Here is a 19,178-nt window from a genome sequence, read left to right on the forward strand (position 1 = left end):
TAATCAGTTGATTAGCCGAGGTTCTCAGCGCTTGGTACTCAAGAGTGTCATTAATAAGGCTAAAGGCTGGACTAAGGCGACTTCCTTCCACATCCAAGAGAGCTGTATTAGATCTGGATCCCCCAAACAAAGCCGCTGCGCTGTCCCTTGTATGTAGCACCAAAACCTGAACTCGCGAGCAGGGAGCACCACCTCCAAACTGAAAGGCAAAAACCTAGGCGACCCAAAGCTGTCATGATACAACTATCGACATTGTTAGGCCCTGCCTGGGAACATGACGATGCCGGCGTAACGCTGTTCGGCGTCGACGATGGGGATGTGGTGGAAGCCGGAGTCGGCCATCAGCGGCACCAGGTCGACGATGGGCGTGTCGACCCGCGCCGTGGTCGGATGGCCGCGCATGATCTGGCCGACCACCTCGGCCTTCTCGCCGTGGCTGCGGCCGCTGGGCAGCAAAAAACGCCGCAGCTGCTGGCGGATCACGCCGTAATCGTCCAGCCCGCCGTGCTCGAGGAAATCGGTCTGCGTGACGATGCCGATCACGCGCCGGGCCCGGTTCAGCACCGGCAGCGCACCGATCTTGTGGCTGCGGATCGCCAGCCATGCCTCGTTCAGCGGCGTGCCGAATTCGGCCGTCACGACGTCCCTGGACATGATGTCGGCGCAGGCGATGATGCCGAAACGGCGCTGGTGGGCCCGCATTTCCGTCTTCAAGAACAGCGATTCGAGGTCGTCGCGGCTGATGTCGAGCACCTGGTTGTATTGTTTCAGCACCGCGTCCAGGTCGTCCGCCGTGAAGCCCATGCGCGCCGTCGGCGGCTCGTCCGTCGTCGCGTGCGGATGCGGGTGGGCGGCCTGCTGCGTGTGCGGATAGCGGCGCCCGGTCAGATTGTTATAGGCCACGGCGGCCAGCATCAGCAGCAGGGAATCGAGCAGCACCGGGCCCAACGCGAAGCCGAAGCCGGCCGCGTGCACGGCCGGGCCGCCGATCACGGTCGTCAGCGCCACCGCGCCGCCCGGTGGATGCAGGCAGCGCAGCGCGAACATGGCGCCGATGGCGGCGCTGGTGGCGACGGCCGCCAGCAGCGGCGGCGCCAGGGCGTCGCCCAGCCAGCGCACGCAGGCCGCGCCCGCCAGCGCGGAGACGACGTTGCCGCCGACCACGGACCACGGCTGCGCCAGCGGGCTGCCGGGCAAACAGAACAGCAGCACCGACGACGCTCCGATCGGCGCCACCAGATATATCCCCGCGCCGCCGGCGCCCAGCACCCAGTGCGTGATCGCGCCGGTCAGCGCCATGCCGGCCAGCGCGCCGGCGACCGCCCGCAATTGTTCGCGGCGGCTGGCCGTATTGTGGCTGGGCAGCCAGCGGTCTAAAAAGGCAGGCATCATGGCGCGGCGCGGCGGGTGGTGGAGGCGGGCGCCATTATCCCACGCCCGGCTCAGGCCGGCAGGCCGTGGGAGATCAGTTCCAGCGGCAGCGCCGTGGTGAACTTGATCTGCTCCATCGAAAACGCCGACGACACGCCGCTCAGCTGGGCCGCCTTGATGAGTTTCTTGTAAAAGCGGTCGTAGCCGTCGATATCGGTGGTCACCACTTTCAGCAGGTAATCGATGTCGCCGCTCATGCGGTGGAATTCCTGCACCTCCGGCAGCGCGATGACGGCCGCCGCGAAGCGCGCCAGCCACTTGTCGTCGTGCTGACTGGTGCGCACGCTGACGAACACCGTCACCGGCAGTCCGACCTTGCGCCGGTTGACGATGGCCACCCGGCTCTCGATATAGCCATCCTCCTCCAGCCGCTTGACGCGCTTCCAGCACGGCGTGCTCGACAGGCCGACGCGCTCGGCCAGGTGGGCGACCGACAGCGTGCCGTCGGCCTGCAAGGCGGCCAAAATGGCGTAATCGAATTTGTCTAGATGGTTCATTCTATAAATATCAAAATAAAAGGATAAACATGCTATGTCGCGCCGATATAACGGCCATTTTAGTACATATTCACCGGCCAGTACCGATAAGCTGATGGCTCCCCCAACCCGCCCGAACGCATCGCCATGACGACCGACATCTACCTCGATGGCAACGCCACCTCCGCCATCCTGCCCGCCGCGCTGGCGGCCGCCGTCGACGCCATGGCCGAGCGCTACGGCAACCCCAGCAGCAGCCACGGCGGCGGCCTGCGCGCCAAGGCCGTGCTCGACGGCGTGCACCGGCGCGCCGCCCGCGTGCTCGGCGTCGGCGCCGGCCGGCTGATGTTCAACAGCGGCGCCACCGAAGGCATACAGACGGCCGTGCTGTCGGCCCTGTGCGCGCTGCGCGAACGCCAGGCGCGCGGCGAGGCCACCGGCACGCTGTTGCTGTATGGCGCCACCGAACACAAGGCCGTGCCGGAAAGCCTGGCGCACTGGAGCCGGCTGCTGGGCCTGCATTTGCAATTGCGCGCCATCCCGGTCGACCACGACGGCCGCCACGACCTCGCCATGCTGCGCGGCTGCGCCGGCCAGGCCGCGCTGGTCTGCACCATGGCCGCCAACAATGAAACGGGCGCGATTTCCGACCTGGCCGGCATCGAGGCGGCGCTGCGCGCAAGCGGCAGCGCCGCCTACTGGCTGGTCGACGGCGTGCAGGCGCTCGGCAAGCTGGACCTGAACCTGGCGGCCAGCCGCATCGATTACGCGGCGTTTTCCGGCCACAAACTGTATGCGCCCAAAGGCATAGGCATGTTATATGTGCGCGCCGACGCGCCGTTCACGGCGCTGATCGTCGGCGGCGGCCAGCAGGGCGCGCTGCGCTCGGGCACCGAAAACATGGCCGGCATCGCCGCCCTAGGCGCCGTGCTCGAAGCGCTGGAGCGGGGCGGCGTGTTCCGCGGCTACGCCGAGCTGAACGCCGCCCGCGCCCGCCTGGCCGACAGCCTGCGCGCCGCCTTGCCCGGCGTGGTGTTCAACCAGACCTTCGCCACCTCGCTGCCGACCACGCTCAACTTTTCCGTCCCCGGCCTGAGCAGCCGCGAACTGATGGATGTGTTCGACGCGGCCCGGGTCCGCGTCAGCTCCGGCAGCGCCTGCTCCGCCGCCAAGGCCACGCCCAGCTACGTGCTCGACGCGATGGGCCTGGCGCCGTGGCGCAGCGGCGGCGCCATCCGCATGTCCTTCGGCCCGCTGATCGACGACGCCACCATCGACGAGGCTTGCCTGCGCATCGCCCGCTGCGGCGCCGCGCTGCGCGCCAGCTGCCTGATCCCGTCCAACCGGGCGCCGCAGCAGCACGACGGCGTGGTGCAGCTCGGCGTCGACGGCGCCTGCAGCTGGCTGCTGCTGGACGCCGCCAGCCGCAGCTGCATCGTCATCGACCCGCTGCCGGCGCTCACAGAGCGCATCGAAGCCTATGTGCGCTGCCAGAATTACCGCGTCAGCGCCATCCTCGGCAGCTCGCCCGGCTCCGACCGCACCACCCTGGTCCAGGCGCTGGGCCGCCACATCGCGCGCGACATCAGCGGCGACGCCGACTGCGACGCCTTCGGCTGGCCGGCCGCCGGCGCCGGCGTGACGCTGGCCGACGGCGGCCTCGTCGCCGGCATCGAGTTCGGCGCCCGGGTGCTGGCGCGCGTGCGGCACGACGACGCCCGCGCCAGTTATCTGCTGGGCGCGGCCACCGGCGCCCGCCTCGGCGACGGCGCAGACGGGGCGGCGCGGCTGGTGGCGGCGGACGTGCGCTTTGCCTTCACCGGCCACGCCGCGCAGAGCGGGCTGGCCGGCGTGATCGGCCTCGACACGCTGCTGTGTCCGGCGCGCGATCCGCACAACCAGTTCTGCACCAGCCTGCGCGCCGCGCCGCCGGCCGACCTGGCCGCCGCCGAACTCGAGCTCGACGCCGACGCCCTCGACGCCTTCTTCCTGCAACATCCCGGGGCCCAGCTGATCGACGTGCGCGAGCCCTATGAATATGCGGCGGCGGCGGCCGTCGGACCGGGCGGCCGGCCGGCCCGCAGCGTGCCGCTGAGCCGCCTGACCGACCAGCTCGACGGTTGGTTGCGCGGCGAACGCTTGCCGCTGGTATTCTTTTGCCGCAGCGGCAACCGCAGCATCAAAGCCGTGCAATGCCTGCGCCGGCTCGGCCACGGCGCCGCCTGGCACGTCGCCGGCGGCGTCGCGCTGGCGCCGCCGGCCCGCGCCGCCTGACCCCGATTGAGCGCGCCGCTGCCGCCGATTTGAACGCGGCACCGGCCCCGCCCGAGTGCGCCGCCGCCGCCAAGCTCCCAAGCTCGCCCCTCATCTCGGCCATATGTACGCCAGCGTACAGTCGGCTGCCGTGCGCCCCGCTACCATGCCTTGGAACATAATCCAACGCTTGTTTCGTTGTACCAGGCAAGATGCTGGCCGGCGAACGGCGGAGCAACGGTACGCGAACCAAGCGAGGTCAAGTTGAAAGAGCACACCCCCTTTATTCCCGAGATGTCTTCGGGCTTCCGCGAGCAGCAGTCCGGCGCGCTGTTATCGGACGACGACGAAGACGATTTGCCGCTGCGCGCCGAACTCTTCAGCGCGGCCCAGATGGCGGCCCACGGCAAGACGCTGGCCGCGCATCACGAGCTGAGCAAGCGTGGCGGCCGCGACCGCCTGCTGTCGCGGCTGGCCGACAACGCCACCCTGATCGCCACCACCTGCGAAGAGTTGACCGCCGCCATCAAGTCCGGCCGCCAGGTCACGCCCGCCTCCGAGTGGCTGCTCGATAATTTCTACCTGATCGAAGAACAGATCCGCACCGCCAAGCGCCACCTGCCCAAGGATTACAGCAAGGAGTTGCCGCGGCTGGGCAAGGGCGCCGCCGACGGCGTGCCGCGCGTCTACAAGATCGCGCTCGAAATCATTTCCCACGGCGACGGCCGGGTCGACCCCGAAAGCCTGTGCCGCTTCGTCGACGCCTACCAGGAGGTGGCGACGCTCAAACTCGGCGAGCTGTGGGCCATCCCCATCATGCTGCGCCTGGCGCTGATCGAAAACCTGCGCCGCGTCGCCGCCCGCGTGTCGGCCAACCGCGGCCACCGCGACCTGGCCAACGCCTGGGCCGACCAGATGACCGAGGTCGCCGACAAGAATCCCAGCGGCCTGATCTTGCTGGTGGCCGACATGGCCCGTTCCAACCCGCCCGTCAGCAGCGCCTTCGTGGCCGAGCTGGCGCGCCGCCTCCAGGGCCAGAGCCCGGCGCTGACGCTGGCGCTGTCGTGGGTCACCCACCGCCTGGCCGAATCGGGCCTGACCATCGAGCAGCAGATCCAGACCGAAATCCAGCAGCAGTCGGCCGAGCAGGTGTCGATCGCCAACAGCATCGGCAGCCTGCGCTTCCTCGGCACCATGGACTGGCAGGAATTCGTCGAAACCATGAGCGTGGTCGAACAGACCCTGCGCCAGGACCCGGCCGCCATCTACGGCAAAATGGAATTCGCCACCCGCGACCAGTACCGCCACGTGATTGAAAAGCTGGCCAAGCGCAGCAAGTGCAGCGAGCCCGAAGTGGCCGACCACGCGCTGCAACTGGCGCGCGCCCACGACGGCGCCGTCGACGCCCGCCATGGCCACATCGGCTTTTACCTGGTCGGCCGCGGCCTGGCGGCCTTGCAGAAAAAAGTCGGCGCCCGCCTGCCGCTGCTGGCCGCGCTCCAGGAAACCTCGCGCGCCTCGCCGCTGACATCCTACCTCGGCGCCATCGCCGCCATCACCACCGTCACCACCGCGCTGCTGCTCGAGCGCGCCAAGCACGATGGCGTCCATGGCTGGGCGCTGGCCATCCTCGCCGTGCTGGCGCTGATGGGCGGCAGCCAGCTGGCGCTGTCCCTGGTCAACTGGGCCGCCACCCTGCTGACACGGCCGCACCCGCTGCCGCGCATGGAGTTCAAGGACGGCGTGCCGGCCGACGCCCGCGCGCTGGTCGTGGTGCCGACGCTGATCTACAGCAAGCAGAACATCGACGATCTGTGCGTGGCCATGGAAGTGCGTTTCCTCGCCAACCGCGACCCCAATCTGATGTTCGGCCTGCTGACCGATTTCGCCGACGCGCCCGATGAAACGATGGCGGCCGACGCCGCGCTGATGCAGCAGGTCCAGCACAGCGTGCGCCAGCTCAACCTGCAATACGCGGCCGAGGACGGGCGCGGTCCCTTCCTGCTGCTGCACCGCCCGCGCCTGTGGAATCCCAACGAGCAGACCTGGATGGGGCGGGAGCGCAAGCGCGGCAAGCTGGCCGACCTCAACCGCTTTCTGCGCGGCGGCGCGCGCGAGCGCTTCGCGCTGGTCGAAGGCGACACCAGCGACCTGGCCGGCATCAAATACGTCATCACGCTCGACACCGACACCCAGCTGCCGCGCGACTCGGCGCGCCAGTTCATCGCCACCATGCGCCACCCGCTGAACCAGCCGCGGGTGGACGCCATCCGCAAGCGCGTGGTCGAAGGCTACGGCATCCTGCAACCGCGCGTGGCCGTCGCCCTGCCCAGCGAGAACGCCTCGCACTACGAAAAACTGTGCGGCGGCGAGCCCGGCATCGACCCCTACACCCGCACCGTCTCCGACGTCTACCAGGACGTGTTCTACGAGGGCTCCTTCATCGGTAAGGGCATCTACGACGTCGACGTCTTCGAGCAGGTGCTCGGCGAGCGCCTGCCCGACAACCAGATCCTCAGCCACGACCTGCTCGAAGGCTGCTACCTGCGCGCCGGCCTGCTCAGCGACGCCCAGCTCTACGAAGAATATCCGGCCCGCTACAGCGACGACGTCAGCCGCCGCCAGCGCTGGATACGCGGCGACTGGCAGCTCGTGTCCTGGCTGTTCGGCCGGGTGCCGACGCTGAGCAACAAGAGCGAACGCAATCCGCTGTCGGCGCTGTCGCGCTGGAAGCTGTTCGACAATCTGCGCCGCAGCCTGGTCGCGCCGGTGCTGGTGGCGTCGCTGCTGACGGCGTGGGCCGTGCTGCCCGACCCGTGGCTGTGGACCCTGGCCGTGCTGGCCGTGATCTTCCTGCCCTCGCTGGTCGGCTCGGTCTACGACCTGGCCAACAAGCCGCGCGAAACGCTGTGGAGCCAGCACGGCGCCGCGTGGCTCAGCCGCAGCCGCCTGCACTTCTGGCACGCCATCCTGATGCTGATGTTCCTGCCCTACGAGGCCTGGTTCAGCCTCGACGCCGTGCTGCGCACCGTGTGGCGCATGGCCGTCTCGCGCAAGCACCTGCTCGAATGGCGCGCCTCGGCGCTGGCCCGTTCCAAGACCGACCTCAAAGGCACCTGGCGCAGCATGTGGACCGCGCCGACGCTGGCGCTGCTGACCGCCGCCGCGCTGGCCGGGTGGCGTACGCCGGCGCTGCTGCCGGCCGGCGTGTTCCTGCTGGCGTGGTTCATCGCGCCGCAAGTGGCATGGCTCATCAGCCGCCCCATCGAGCGCGTCGCCGCCCGGCTGACGGCCGCGCAAACGCAATTCCTGCACGAGCTGGCGCGCAAGACCTGGGGCTATTTCGACACCTACGTCGCCGCCGCCGACAACTGGCTGCCGCCCGACAACGTGCAAGAGCACCCCAACACCGTGATCGCCCACCGCACCTCGCCGACCAACCTCGGCATGGCGCTGCTGGCCAATCTGACGGCCCACGACTTCGGCTACATCAGCGTCGGCCAGCTGCTCCAGCGCAGCGCCAACACGCTCAGCGCGATGGCGCGGCTGGAACGCCACCAGGGCCACTTCTACAACTGGTACGACACCCAGACCATGAAGCCGCTGCACCCCATCTATATTTCGACGGTCGACAGCGGCAACCTGGCCGGCCACCTCCTGACCCTGCAGGCCGGCCTGGCCGACCTGTGCGGCCAGCCGGTGATCGCCGCGCAGACGGCCGGCGGCATCGCCACCAGCCTGCGCGTGCTGCGCGAAGCGGCGGTGGCCATCGCGCCGCTGGCGCCGCACCTGCAAGCGCTGTACGACGTGCTGGCGCCGGACGGCGGCGTGGCCGCCGCCAACCTGCTCGACGTGCACGCCTACCTGAGCCGCGCCGCCGCCATCACGGCCCACTTCCTGCCGCACGCCGCCCAGCACGGCGACGCCACGGTGCAGATGTGGGCCCAGGCGCTGGCCGTGCAGTGCGGCGCCGCGCTCGACGAGCTGCTGCGGCTCACGCCCTGGATCGCGCTGTGCGCCGGCGAAGTGTTCGACGCCGGCCTGACCCGCATCCCGACGCTGCGCGAACTGGCCGACATGAGCATCGTCGCCAGCCCGCTGTCGGACCTGGCGCCGCTCGAGCGCGAACGCCAGCGGCAGCTCTCGCAGCTGGTGGCCCAGGGCAGCGCCGCGGCGCGCGAACGCCTCGCCACCATCACTGAACTGGCCGGCCAGGTGCGCGCCTTCGCCCAGATGGAATATGGCTTCCTGTTCAACCCGACCACCAATCTGCTGGCCATCGGCTACAACCTCAGCGAGCGCCGCCTCGACGCCAGCTACTACGATCTGCTGGCCTCCGAGGTGCGCCTGGCCAGCTTCGTCGCCATCGCCCAGGGCCAGCTGCCGCAGGAGCACTGGTTCGCGCTGGGCCGCCAGCTGTGCATCGTGGCCGGCAAGCCGGTGCTGCTGTCGTGGAGCGGCTCGATGTTCGAGTACCTGATGCCGCTGCTGGTGATGCCCAACTATCCGAGCACGCTGCTCGACCAGACCTACCACTCGGTGATCGAGGCCCAGATCGACTACGGCAAGCAGCGCAACGTGCCGTGGGGGATCTCGGAGTCCGGCTACAACACGGTCGACGCCAGCCTCAATTATCAGTACCGCGCCTTCGGCGTGCCGGGCCTGGGCCTCAAGCGCGGCCTGGCCGACGACCTCGTGATCGCGCCCTATGCGACCATGATGAGCCTGATGGTCAAGCCGGAAGCGTCCTGTGCCAACCTGGAAAAGATGGCCGCCATGGGCTTCATGGGCCGCTACGGCTTCTACGAGGCGATCGACTTCACGCCCTCGCGCCTGCCGCGCGGGCAAAGCTCGGCCATCATCAAGTCCTTCATGGTGCACCACCAGGGCATGGGCTTTTTGGCCCTCAGCTATCTGCTGCACGAGCGCCCGATGCAACGCCGTTTCGAGTCCGACCCGCTGCTGCAATCGACCCTGCTGGTGCTGCAGGAACGCAGTCCGCAGGCCGGCGCCTTTTATTCCAACACCACCGAGCAGGCCGCCGTGCGCGGCAGCGCTCCGGAGCAAGCCATGCCCATGCGTATCCTCACCCAACACAACACGGCCGTGCCCGAGACGCAGCTGCTGTCGAACGGCCGCTATCACGTCATGGTCACCAATGCCGGCGGCAGCTACAGCCGCTGGAAAGACCTGGCCGTCACCCGCTGGGCCGAAGACAGCACGCGCGACAACTGGGGCAATTTCTGCTATGTGCGCGACGTCGACGACGGCGATTTCTGGTCGACCACCTATCAACCGACGCTGGTCGAGCCGCGCAAATATGAAGTCATCTTCTCCGAAGGCCGGGCCGAATTCCGCCGCGCCGACAAGGGCCTGGACCTCTACACCGAGATCGTGGTGTCGCCGGAGGACGACATCGAATTGCGCCGCACCCGCATCACCAACAAATCGGACCGCAGCCGCACCATCGAGCTGACCAGCTACGCCGAAGTGGTGATGGCGCCGGCCGCCACCGACTCCGCGCACCCGGCGTTCAGCAAGCTGTTCGTGCAGACCGAGATCCTGCGCCAGGAAAACGCCATCCTGTGCACCCGCCGGCCGCGCGGCAAGGGCGAGCAGATGCCGACCATGCTGCACCTGATGACGGTGCACGACGCCTTCGTGACCGACGTCTCCTTCGAGACCGACCGCTCGCAATTCCTCGGCCGCGGCAACACCGCCATCGCGCCGCGCGCCATGCTGGAGGACGGCGCGCTGTCCGGCGGCGAAGGCTCGGTGCTCGACCCGGTGGTGGCGATCCGCTACCGCATCACGCTGGAGCCGGACCAGAGCGCGACCGTCGACATCGTCACCGGCATGACGGACACGCGCGACGCCGCCGTCCACCTGATCGACAAATACCAGGACCGCCACCTGGCCGACCGCGTGTTCGAACTGGCGTGGACCCACAGCCAGGTGGTGCTGCGCCAGCTCAACGCCAGCGAAGCGGACGCCCAGTTGTACGGCCGCCTGGCCAACACCGTCATCTACCCGAACGCCGGCCTGCGCGCCGACGCCAGCATCCTGATTAAAAACCAGCGCGGCCAGTCCGGCCTGTGGGCCTACGCGATCTCGGGCGACCTGCCCATCGTGCTGCTGCAAATCAAGGACCCGGCCAACATCGAGCTGGCGCGCCAGCTGGTGCAGGCCCACGCCTACTGGCGCCTGAAAGGCCTGGTGGTCGACCTGGTGATCTGGTACGAGGACCAGAGCGGCTACCGCCAGCTGCTGCAGGAACAGATCATGGGTCTGATCGCCTCCGGCATCGACGCCCAGGCCATCGACCGCCCGGGCGGCATCTTCGTGCGCCTGGCCGACCAGATCGCGAACGAGGACCGCATCCTGCTGCAATCGGTGGCGCGCGTCATCCTCAGCGACAGCCGCGGCACGCTGGCCGAGCAGATCAAGCGTCCCGGCGCGCCGGTGCTGCGCATGCCGGCGCTGAACGCCGACCCGCGCGGCGAGTACGAGGAATCGGGACCGGCCACCCGCAAGCCGCAGCACCTGATGCTGGAAAACGGCATCGGCGGCTTCTCGGCCGACGGCCGCGAATACGTCATCACCACCAGCGACGGCCAGCGCACGCCGGCGCCGTGGTCCAACGTGCTGGCCAATCCGCAGTTCGGCACCGTGGTGTCGGAAAGCGGCCAGGCCTACACCTGGCAAGAGAACGCCCACGAATTCCGCCTCACGCCGTGGCACAACGATCCGGTCTCCGACATCAGCGGCGAGGCGTTCTACCTCCGCGATGAACAGAGCGGCCATTTCTGGTCGCCGACGGCGCTGCCGGCGCGCGGCACGGGCGACTACATCAGCCGCCACGGCTTCGGCTACAGCGTGTTCGAACACACGGAGTCCGGCATCACCACCGAGATGAGCACCTTCGTCGCGCTCGACGCGCCGATCAAGTACACGGTGCTGAAGATCCGCAACGAGTCGCCGGTGCCGCGCCGCCTGTCGGCCACCGGCTACGTCGAGTGGGTGCTGGGCGACATGCGCTCCAAGTCCGGCATGCACATCCTGACCGAGGTCGATCCGATCAGCGGCGCGCTGTTCGCCAAGAATCCGTACAACACCGAGTTCACGGGCCGCGTCGCCTTCTTCAACGCCGACGCCGGCCTGCGCACCGTCAGCGCCGACCGCACCGAATTCATCGGCCGCAACGGCACGCTGGCCAGTCCGGCCGCGCTGCGCCGCAGCCGTTTGTCGGGCAAGGTCGGCAGCGGCCTCGATGCCTGCGCCGCCATCCAGGTGCCGTTCGAGCTGCTGCCGGGCCAGGAGCGCGAGATCGTCTTCATGCTCGGCGTCGGCGGCCGCCGCAACGCGGACGCCAGCAGCCTGGTGCAAAAACACGGCGGCGCCGCCAGCGCGGCCGAGGCGCTGGAGGCCGTCCACGCGCACTGGCGCCAGACGCTGGGCGCGGTGCAGATTTCGACGCCGGAAAAATCGCTCGACGTCATCGCCAACGGCTGGCTGATGTACCAGACCATCGCCTGCCGCCTGTGGGCGCGCAGCGGCTACTACCAGTCCGGCGGCGCCTTCGGCTACCGCGACCAGTTGCAGGACGCGATGGCCATGATCCACACCGAACCGCAGCTGCTGCGCGACCACCTGATCCTGTGCGCCGGCCACCAGTTCCTGGAGGGCGACGTGCAGCACTGGTGGCACCCGCCGGCCGACCGCGGCGTGCGCACCCACTGCTCGGACGATTATCTGTGGCTGCCGCTGGCCGCCGCGCGCTACGTGCACGGCACCGGCGACCTCACGGTGCTCGACGAGACCACGCACTATCTCGAAGGGCGCTTGGTCAAGCCGGAGGAGGATTCGTATTACGACCTGCCTGGCCGCTCCAGCCAGACCGGCACGCTGTACGAACACTGCGTGCGGGCGATCCGCCACGGCCTGCGCTTCGGCGCGCACGGCTTGCCGCTGATGGGTTCCTGCGACTGGAACGACGGCATGGACAAGGTCGGCGAGGAGGGCAAGGGCGAGAGCGTGTGGCTGGCCTTCTTCCTGTACGAAGTGCTGCAGCGCTTCGCCGAAGTGGCGGACCTGCGCCACGACGCGGCCTTCGCCGCCGAGTGCCGCGCCGAAGCCGTCAAGCTCGGCGCCAACGTCGAGAAGAACGCCTGGGACGGCGAGTGGTATCGCCGCGCCTACTTCGACGACGGCGCGCCGCTCGGCTCCCACAGCAACGAGGAATGCCAGATCGATTCGATCTCGCAGAGCTGGGGCGTGCTGTCCGGCGCCGCCGATCCGGTGCGGGTCGAGGGCGCGATGGCGCAGGTCGACCAGCGCCTGGTGCGGCGCGACTTCGGCCTGATCCAGCTGCTCGATCCGCCGTTCGACAAGGCCGACCTCAATCCCGGCTACATCCGCGGCTACGTGCCGGGCGTGCGCGAAAACGGCGGCCAGTACACCCACGCCGCCATCTGGACCGTGATGGCCTTCGCCAAGCTGGGACAGACCGAGCGCGCGTGGGAGCTGATGCGCATGATTAATCCGGTCACGCACGGCGGCACGCCGGAAGGCATGGCGCGCTACAAGGTCGAACCGTATGTGGTGACGGCCGACGTCTACGCGGTGTCGCCGCACGTCGGGCGCGGCGGCTGGAGCTGGTACACCGGATCGTCGGGCTGGATGTACCGCCTGATCGTCGAGTCGCTGCTGGGCGTGTCGCGCACGGCCGGCCACCTGACGATGACACCGCACATGCCGGCCGGCTGGAACGAGTTCACGCTGAGCTACCGCCACGGCGCCGCGCAATACGTGGTGCAGGTGATACGCGACGGCGCCAACGCCGGCATGACGGTCGACGGCGTGGCGCAGGCCGACAGCGCGATCGCGCTGAACGACGACGGCCGGGTGCACCAGGTCGAACTGCGCGTCGCGTAGTTGCAGCGGGCCGGCCGGAGACTGGGGCCGGCCGCTGTCGCAACGCCGGGGTCAGACCACGGTTTCGAATGCATCTCTCGAAACCGTGGTCTGACCCCCGCTTTGTTAGCCCAGCCAAGCTCCAGCGCGAACCGCCCCGCACTCGCCCCGCCCGCCACCCCATCCTCCCGCTGCACCGACCAGCAAAAACAATGATTCCAACCCACCCCGCCAGCCCGCCCCGCCCCGCCCCCATCGGCATCTTCGACTCCGGCGTCGGCGGCCTGTCGGTGCTGCGCCACATCCGCGCGCAACTGCCGCGGGAACTGCTGATCTACTTCGCCGACACCGGCTTCGCCCCCTACGGCGACAAGCCCGAGCAAGTGGTGGTCGAACGCTCGCTGGCCGTGGCCGCCTTCCTGCTCGAGCGCGGCGCCAAGGCGCTGGTGGTCGCCTGCAACACCGCCACCGTCGCCGCCATCAAAGCGCTGCGCGCGCGCTACCCGGCGCTGCCCATCGTCGGGGTCGAACCCGGCCTGAAACCGGCGGCCGCCGCCACCCGCAGCGGCAAGATCGGCGTGCTGGCCACCGACGGCACCCTGTCCGGCGAAAAATTCCTGCAATTGCGCGCCCAGGTCAGCAGCGCCAGCGGCGCCCAATTCCTGTTGCAGCCATGCATAGGCTTGGTCGACCTGATCGAGCTGGGCCAGTTCGACACCGCCGCCATCGACGCGCTGCTGGACCGCTACGTCGCGCCGCTGATCGCGCAAGGCGCCGATACGCTGGTGCTCGGCTGCACCCACTACCCCTTCGTTCAAGCGGCCATCGCCCGCGTCGCCGCGCGCCACGCGACGCAAGCCGTCACGCTGATCGACACCGGCGACGCGGTGGCGCGCCAATTGGCGCGGCTGCTCGAGACGGCAGGCTTGCTGGCGCACCACGAGCACGACGCGGCGCCAGCGTCCGCCGCGCGCCCGGACGCGGCTGCGGGACAGCCGTCCCTGCTCGGCTACACCACGGCCAGCGCGACGGCACTGGCGGGCGCGTTTTCATCCCTGCTGGGACTGACGCTGCCGGTCGAAGCCGTCAAAATCTAGCGGCGATTTGAAAATCCACCGAAACCCCGCATTTAGATTTGCCAGTTTCAAAACCTGCTTGTATAATTCGGCACCTGTCTAGGAAACATCGAGACAAGGTAGTAGTTCAGTGGTGGCTGTAGCTCAGTTGGTAGAGTCCAGGATTGTGATTCCTGTTGTCGTGGGTTCGAGCCCCATCAGCCACCCCATTTTCAATTAACCTCTTGATTTCACTGGAAAACAAGGCGGTTACTAGGAAAATAAAACGTAGTTGCTACACAGCCTGTTACACAACAACAGACTGGAGCAAAAACGTGAAATCCACATCAGAGCATCTCTTCTCCCGCGGGAAAACCGGCAATTTCTACGTACGCCGCCGCATACCCACTGCAATTTTGTCGGCTTATCCTACCGGTAAGGCCGAAATCATTCGTAGTCTGCGTACTTCCGACAAACGCGAGGCGACCAAACGGCTTCGGCTTGAGGAGGTTCGCATCGATGCGAAGTTCGCCGCGCACTTACTATCGCTGAAAGAGCGCAATGATGCATTAAAGCTATCCCATGTTAAATCGTTGACCGACGAGCAGATTTGCGGCCTTGCGAAGTACTGGGCTCATCGCGTCCTGCTACGCGACGAGCAGGTCCGCCAAAAGGGAATGGACGAAGACGAGTTCGATGAACATGGAGAAGTTCTCTCGCAGCAACGCACGGAGCTGGGGAAATTGCTTGCGCGTGGGCATGTCAAACCGATTTTGCCGGCAATGTTCGGCTTTATGCACCTTTGCGGCATCGATGCCGAGCTGAGCGCTGAAGCAGCACATAAGGCTGGCTACATCTTCCTCGAATCCGTCGTAAAGACCTTGGACCATCAATTGGCACGGCAAGCCGGTAACGCCATCAACACAGACGTCGTCGCCCCCGAGGTCCCAGACCCAGCAAAAATCGGAATCGAAACATCCACTGGCTCCGGCTGGGATGAAGTGTTCAACTCATGGCAAGGTTACGTCAGTGACCGTCCAAAATCCACGGTTATAGGCTACCAGACACCATGGGGACAGCTGAAGACGTTTGCTGCCGACCTAAACCTGAAGGGCCCTGCGGAACTGACTCCAAAGCACATCTCTGCATTTGTAAGTGGCATGAAGCAGGCTGGGCTGGAAGTACCGACCATCAACGGCCGCATACTCAAACTAAGGGAGATTTTCAAAATAGCCGTTGGGAGAGAGTTGCTACAAAGAAATCCCGTCGAGAATACGCTGGGATTCAAGGCGTCCAAGAAGGAAAAAGGCGAAAAAAAGCGATTGCCATTCACACTGCAGGATATCGACGTCCTTTTCGGCTCCTCAGTGTTTACTGAACATTTGCGCTCATCCGGCCAGGCGGGTGAGGCTTCATATTGGATTCCTCTCATGATGTTTTATACGGGAGCTCGCCCCGAAGAAATCGCAGGTTTAGAGCTTTCTGATATTCAACGAGACGAAAAACTCGGCTGGCGCTTCGTCATCACCGATTTGATAGACGGTGATGACTGTTTATTCGATGACGAATCCGGCAGCGAGAAAGATGCGCCTGAAAAACGTTTACTCAAAAATAACGCATCACGTCGGCAAATTCCGATTGCAAATGAATTGATTGAGCTTGGCCTTCTTCGATACGTCGAATGGGTACATGGTCAACATTCGACGCGCCTGTTCCCAACCTTGTCCAAAGACTTTCACGGAAAATTGGGTGGCGCGTTCTCCAAATGGTTCGGTCGCTACAAAACCGAGCTTGGCTTTACTTCGCCAAAAAAGGTCCTGTATTCGCTCAGGCACAACATGAAGGACCTCTTGGAAGCCGCTAAGATACCGACCAAGCCGTTGAAACGGATACTCGGTCATGCGAGCGGCGACGGCACCATCACAGACGGCTACGGCTCGGGTGTTCCATTCGACGTGATACATGAAGAGTTCAGCAAGATTAAATTCCCAGCGATTCCCGCTCTTCCATGGCAGCCCGGCGTAGGATATTGGAGAAAAGAGAAACGCAACCCGGCGACGAAATGAGCATTGCCTTGCATCGCGGCCAGAGTCGGACATAAGAAATTAGTTCTTAACCACCGCCATATGATTCAATGAAAACGCCCTTCGGGGCGTTTCCTTTTTTGATGTCGCTATACGAGAGACCTCCCCCCACCGGTCATCTCAATGCCCCCACGCGAACTCATCTACGAACTCCACCTGCCCGAGCCAACGCCTTCCAACAATGCCATCAAGGGCATGCATTTCCATGCCTACAAGAAATTGCGCAATGGCTGGCGCGCCAGTGTGCTGGCGGCGATTGGCGGCAACGCGCCCGCGACACCGGTTGCCAGAAGCGCGCTGGAGATAGAACGGTACTGCGCAGGCAGCCTGGACTGGGATAACGCATACGGCGGCTTGAAGCCGCTGCTGGACTGCCTTGTGGCGCCAAGCGCACGCAATCCCGACGGCCTGGGGCTGATTGCCGATGATAGCCCCAAGTTCATGCCCGAGGCACCGCGCATGAGCCAGGTCGCCGCCAAGCGGGGTGCAGGCTGCACAGTTGTTCGCATTTACGCGGTCGACTAATTGGCCGCCTGCGATGGCATCCTCAGTCTACGGCAAGGACTCGCTATGGTGAGATTTTCGGCGACGAATCAGCTCGCGAACCTCATTCTCCAGCCCCGCGTCGGCCAGGGTTCAGCCTGCTGCTCGGGGGACGTCGGCCGCAGCAATCGCTGCATTATTGCTAGAGTTTGCTCGTTCATGCAGAATATTCTATCCGACGAGGGTGTGTCCGGCTAGCTGAACATGGCATCGCAACCTGGCATACAGCACTTGACTTGACCAAGGTGATGCGCCCCACCCTACGCCCCCCCGGGGGCCGTGGAAAATCCCATCGTCATCGCGCGCGAACAGACCCGGAGAACGTCGCTGCGGCCACGTGAACCGAGCCGCCGCCAGCACGAATCAGGAACAGGAACAGACCCTACGCGACAAAAGCGCCAACTTGAAAACCGCACTGGGCGCCAATCCACGCGTTTAGCACCACGTCGCTGGTGATGATGGCCCCGGTCAGCATCAATCCAGCTTTGGTTTTGCCAGCAAGAAAACGACGACGAGCGGGTCGAGGGAGGTCAGTCAGCGACGGCCAGTACGCGTAAATGAACAGATGCATCCCCTCGCAGTCCCAGCTCAGCCTGCGGTCGAGCTGAATTCGAACTAGCCGGCGCCGGCGCGCTGACTCAACCCGTCAATGCCTACAAACCGGTCCCGGCGCCGTCACGGCATGAGTCATGAAGGCTTGGTAGTGCTTACCGCGACGGGCAGCTAACGCGCAATGCGGTCATTGGACAAATATTACTAAGCGCAGACTCGACTGATGGGCACGCTTTAAGAAAACAGATTCTTTGGGTATTTTCGACCGAGAGCATGTCGCCAAATCGATAATTCCTGAAATAAATCGTCGAAGAATAGGTATGAGTAAATTGCCGGTACAATACGGATTCTGATGTTAATGGGAAACCCGCGCTTTATGAAATATATAACATTCGCCACTACTTTGATTGTCAGTGCGTGCGCTTTCGCTGCGCCGAGCCGAGTGTTGCCGCCGGTAGCGCGTATTGAGAAGGCGAGCACCTATTTCCTCGCTCCCACAGTCGGCGAAGCGTCAACGGCCGAGGTTGGAGAATCACTTTACACGGAAGGCATCCGGACCGTGACCCGAAAATTTCGTGCCACCTTGAAGGCGGGCGCAACCAGTACGATGGATAGAGGCTATGTCCTCAAAGTGAATCCGGGCACACAGGTTGCCATGAAAATGCGGCCGGAGAACAATTTGCCGGTTGCCTGCTTTACGACGAATAACACTGGCATCATTGGCTTCTTCGGCGACAGGAATGTCGTCGGCTGCCTTATCGATGAAGATAAAAAGAATATTTTTACGGCAGCAATGTTTGAGGGATACGCACCCCGCTTTCCCTTATCAAATCCCGTTCCCTATGATGTCGAAGTGACGGAAACGGCGATAGAAGAAAAAGATGATTTCTACGTAGACATGTTATATCAAGGTCTCAGCAAGGGTGAAGTCAAAATCTCCTATCGTGAGTTCTCCGGGGGCTATGCCAGGCCCGCCTTTACTCAGGATGTGGCTTATGAACTTGCAGCCGATGGCACAACAACGTTAGCATTTAAAGGACTGCGCATCAAGGTATTAAAAGCGACAGGAAGTACTATCAGCTACGTGCTTGAGACGCCACTCCCCACGATGATGAAGTACCGAGTCCCGGCCTCAAGCGGCAGCGACACCGGCGCACCTAAACCTTGGTATCAAAAATAGACCGCCTACCTGTCTATGGAGCCAACAAGCGGCTGTTGGCCGGTTGCGGTAGCAGGTCACTGTTAATCCAAGTTTCGCCACTATCGACGTATACCCGCTAGGACAACGACACGCGAACCCTTGTATTCGGTGACCGGCGGGATGCCTCTTGCCGTTCAACCTCAGATTTCAGCAAACTGGCCCAATGGCCTCGCCCCGACATTTTGCCCCTCTTCGAGCCACAGCGCTAGTTCCCACCCGAGCTGAGCGGCACTTTGCCGAAGAATCCATCGAATTTCCTCAGCCATATGGTTTGACCGCATACAAGCGAAACCGCACGGTCCAGAAGCTCGTGATTGTCCCCTGGCGTGGCGCTGGCCTTCGCGTCAAAGCATAGATTTGAGACGTGCTCCGCCGCACACAGACACACTTGCCGCTGTAAATAATTTTGACAACGGTCCTGCCCATACATGGGGAAATCGGCAGGAGGTCCATCAGACTCTGAAGTTGATAATTGCATGCTCAGCTTTAACGAAGGTCGGCCATTGAAATTTTCATTGCCCCTAGCCCCACGTAAGCGTCTTCCCAGCGCCGTCTGGACTGCATGACCAGCGTCCTCCATGATCGAATTTTGGCACAGCATTTGTGCCCACAAATTCTGATTATGGACACAAATTTTCAACCGGTCATTTCAAAGAACGCACGCGGCCAC

Annotated in this window: 9 protein-coding genes and 1 tRNA gene; 7 read left to right on the forward strand and 3 right to left on the reverse strand. The window is 64.9% G+C overall.

Annotated features, from left to right (window positions below):
* Positions 1-255: 255 nt before the first annotated feature.
* Both Q0S71_RS13525 and Q0S71_RS13530 read right to left on the reverse strand, forming a co-directional pair.
* A complete protein-coding gene (locus Q0S71_RS13525; protein WP_295996348.1) occupies positions 256-1,389 on the reverse strand; it encodes an HPP family protein in 1,134 nt (377 codons plus the stop codon).
* A gap of 53 nt (positions 1,390-1,442) precedes the next feature.
* Complete coding sequence (locus Q0S71_RS13530) at positions 1,443-1,928, reverse strand: Lrp/AsnC family transcriptional regulator (RefSeq protein ID WP_295996351.1); 486 nt, start codon at positions 1,926-1,928, stop codon at positions 1,443-1,445.
* A 126-nt stretch (positions 1,929-2,054) separates the two neighbouring features.
* On the opposite strand from Q0S71_RS13530, the gene Q0S71_RS13535 reads away from it, so the two are divergent.
* From Q0S71_RS13535 to Q0S71_RS13560, 6 genes are all read left to right on the forward strand, one after another.
* Entirely contained in the window at positions 2,055-4,181 is a 2,127-nt protein-coding gene (locus tag Q0S71_RS13535) for an aminotransferase class V-fold PLP-dependent enzyme (RefSeq protein ID WP_295996354.1), read from the forward strand.
* Between the two features lie 243 nt (positions 4,182-4,424).
* A complete protein-coding gene (locus Q0S71_RS13540; RefSeq protein ID WP_367185300.1) occupies positions 4,425-13,094 on the forward strand; it encodes a glucoamylase family protein in 8,670 nt (2,889 codons plus the stop codon).
* A gap of 191 nt (positions 13,095-13,285) precedes the next feature.
* Positions 13,286-14,170: a glutamate racemase gene (gene murI / locus Q0S71_RS13545; RefSeq protein WP_295996357.1), complete on the forward strand. Its 885-nt coding sequence runs from the start codon at positions 13,286-13,288 to the stop codon at positions 14,168-14,170.
* Between the two features lie 112 nt (positions 14,171-14,282).
* Positions 14,283-14,358: transfer RNA gene (locus tag Q0S71_RS13550), tRNA-His, on the forward strand.
* 105 nt (positions 14,359-14,463) lie between these two features.
* Positions 14,464-16,194, forward strand: coding sequence for a DUF6538 domain-containing protein (locus tag Q0S71_RS13555; RefSeq protein WP_295996359.1), 1,731 nt, complete (start codon positions 14,464-14,466; stop codon positions 16,192-16,194).
* A gap of 141 nt (positions 16,195-16,335) precedes the next feature.
* Positions 16,336-16,737: a hypothetical protein gene (locus Q0S71_RS13560; protein ID WP_295996363.1), complete on the forward strand. Its 402-nt coding sequence runs from the start codon at positions 16,336-16,338 to the stop codon at positions 16,735-16,737.
* 400 nt (positions 16,738-17,137) lie between these two features.
* On the opposite strand, the gene Q0S71_RS13565 is transcribed toward Q0S71_RS13560, so the two are convergent.
* Positions 17,138-17,326: a hypothetical protein gene (locus Q0S71_RS13565; RefSeq protein WP_295996366.1), complete on the reverse strand. Its 189-nt coding sequence runs from the start codon at positions 17,324-17,326 to the stop codon at positions 17,138-17,140.
* Positions 17,327-17,659: 333 nt separating this feature from the next.
* On the opposite strand from Q0S71_RS13565, the gene Q0S71_RS13570 reads away from it, so the two are divergent.
* The gene (locus Q0S71_RS13570) at positions 17,660-18,487 is read left to right on the forward strand and encodes a hypothetical protein (protein ID WP_295996369.1); all 828 of its coding nucleotides are present in this window, start codon (positions 17,660-17,662) and stop codon (positions 18,485-18,487) included.
* The last annotated feature ends 691 nt before the right edge of the window (positions 18,488-19,178 follow it).

It is taken from the genome of Rugamonas sp. (genome assembly GCF_025354735.1).
GTDB lineage: Bacteria > Pseudomonadota > Gammaproteobacteria > Burkholderiales > Burkholderiaceae_D > Rugamonas.

Coding starts and splice junctions, on each gene's coding strand:
- Q0S71_RS13535 (WP_295996354.1), top strand. CDS start 2,055: ATGACGACCGACATCTACCTCGATGGCAACGCCACCTCCGCCATCCTG.
- murI (WP_295996357.1), top strand. CDS start 13,286: ATGATTCCAACCCACCCCGCCAGCCCGCCCCGCCCCGCCCCCATCGGC.
- Q0S71_RS13560 (WP_295996363.1), top strand. CDS start 16,336: ATGCCCCCACGCGAACTCATCTACGAACTCCACCTGCCCGAGCCAACG.
- Q0S71_RS13570 (WP_295996369.1), top strand. CDS start 17,660: ATGTTAATGGGAAACCCGCGCTTTATGAAATATATAACATTCGCCACT.
- Q0S71_RS13530 (WP_295996351.1), bottom strand. CDS start 1,928: ATGAACCATCTAGACAAATTCGATTACGCCATTTTGGCCGCCTTGCAG.
- Q0S71_RS13565 (WP_295996366.1), bottom strand. CDS start 17,326: ATGCATCTGTTCATTTACGCGTACTGGCCGTCGCTGACTGACCTCCCT.
- Q0S71_RS13525 (WP_295996348.1), bottom strand. CDS start 1,389: ATGCCTGCCTTTTTAGACCGCTGGCTGCCCAGCCACAATACGGCCAGC.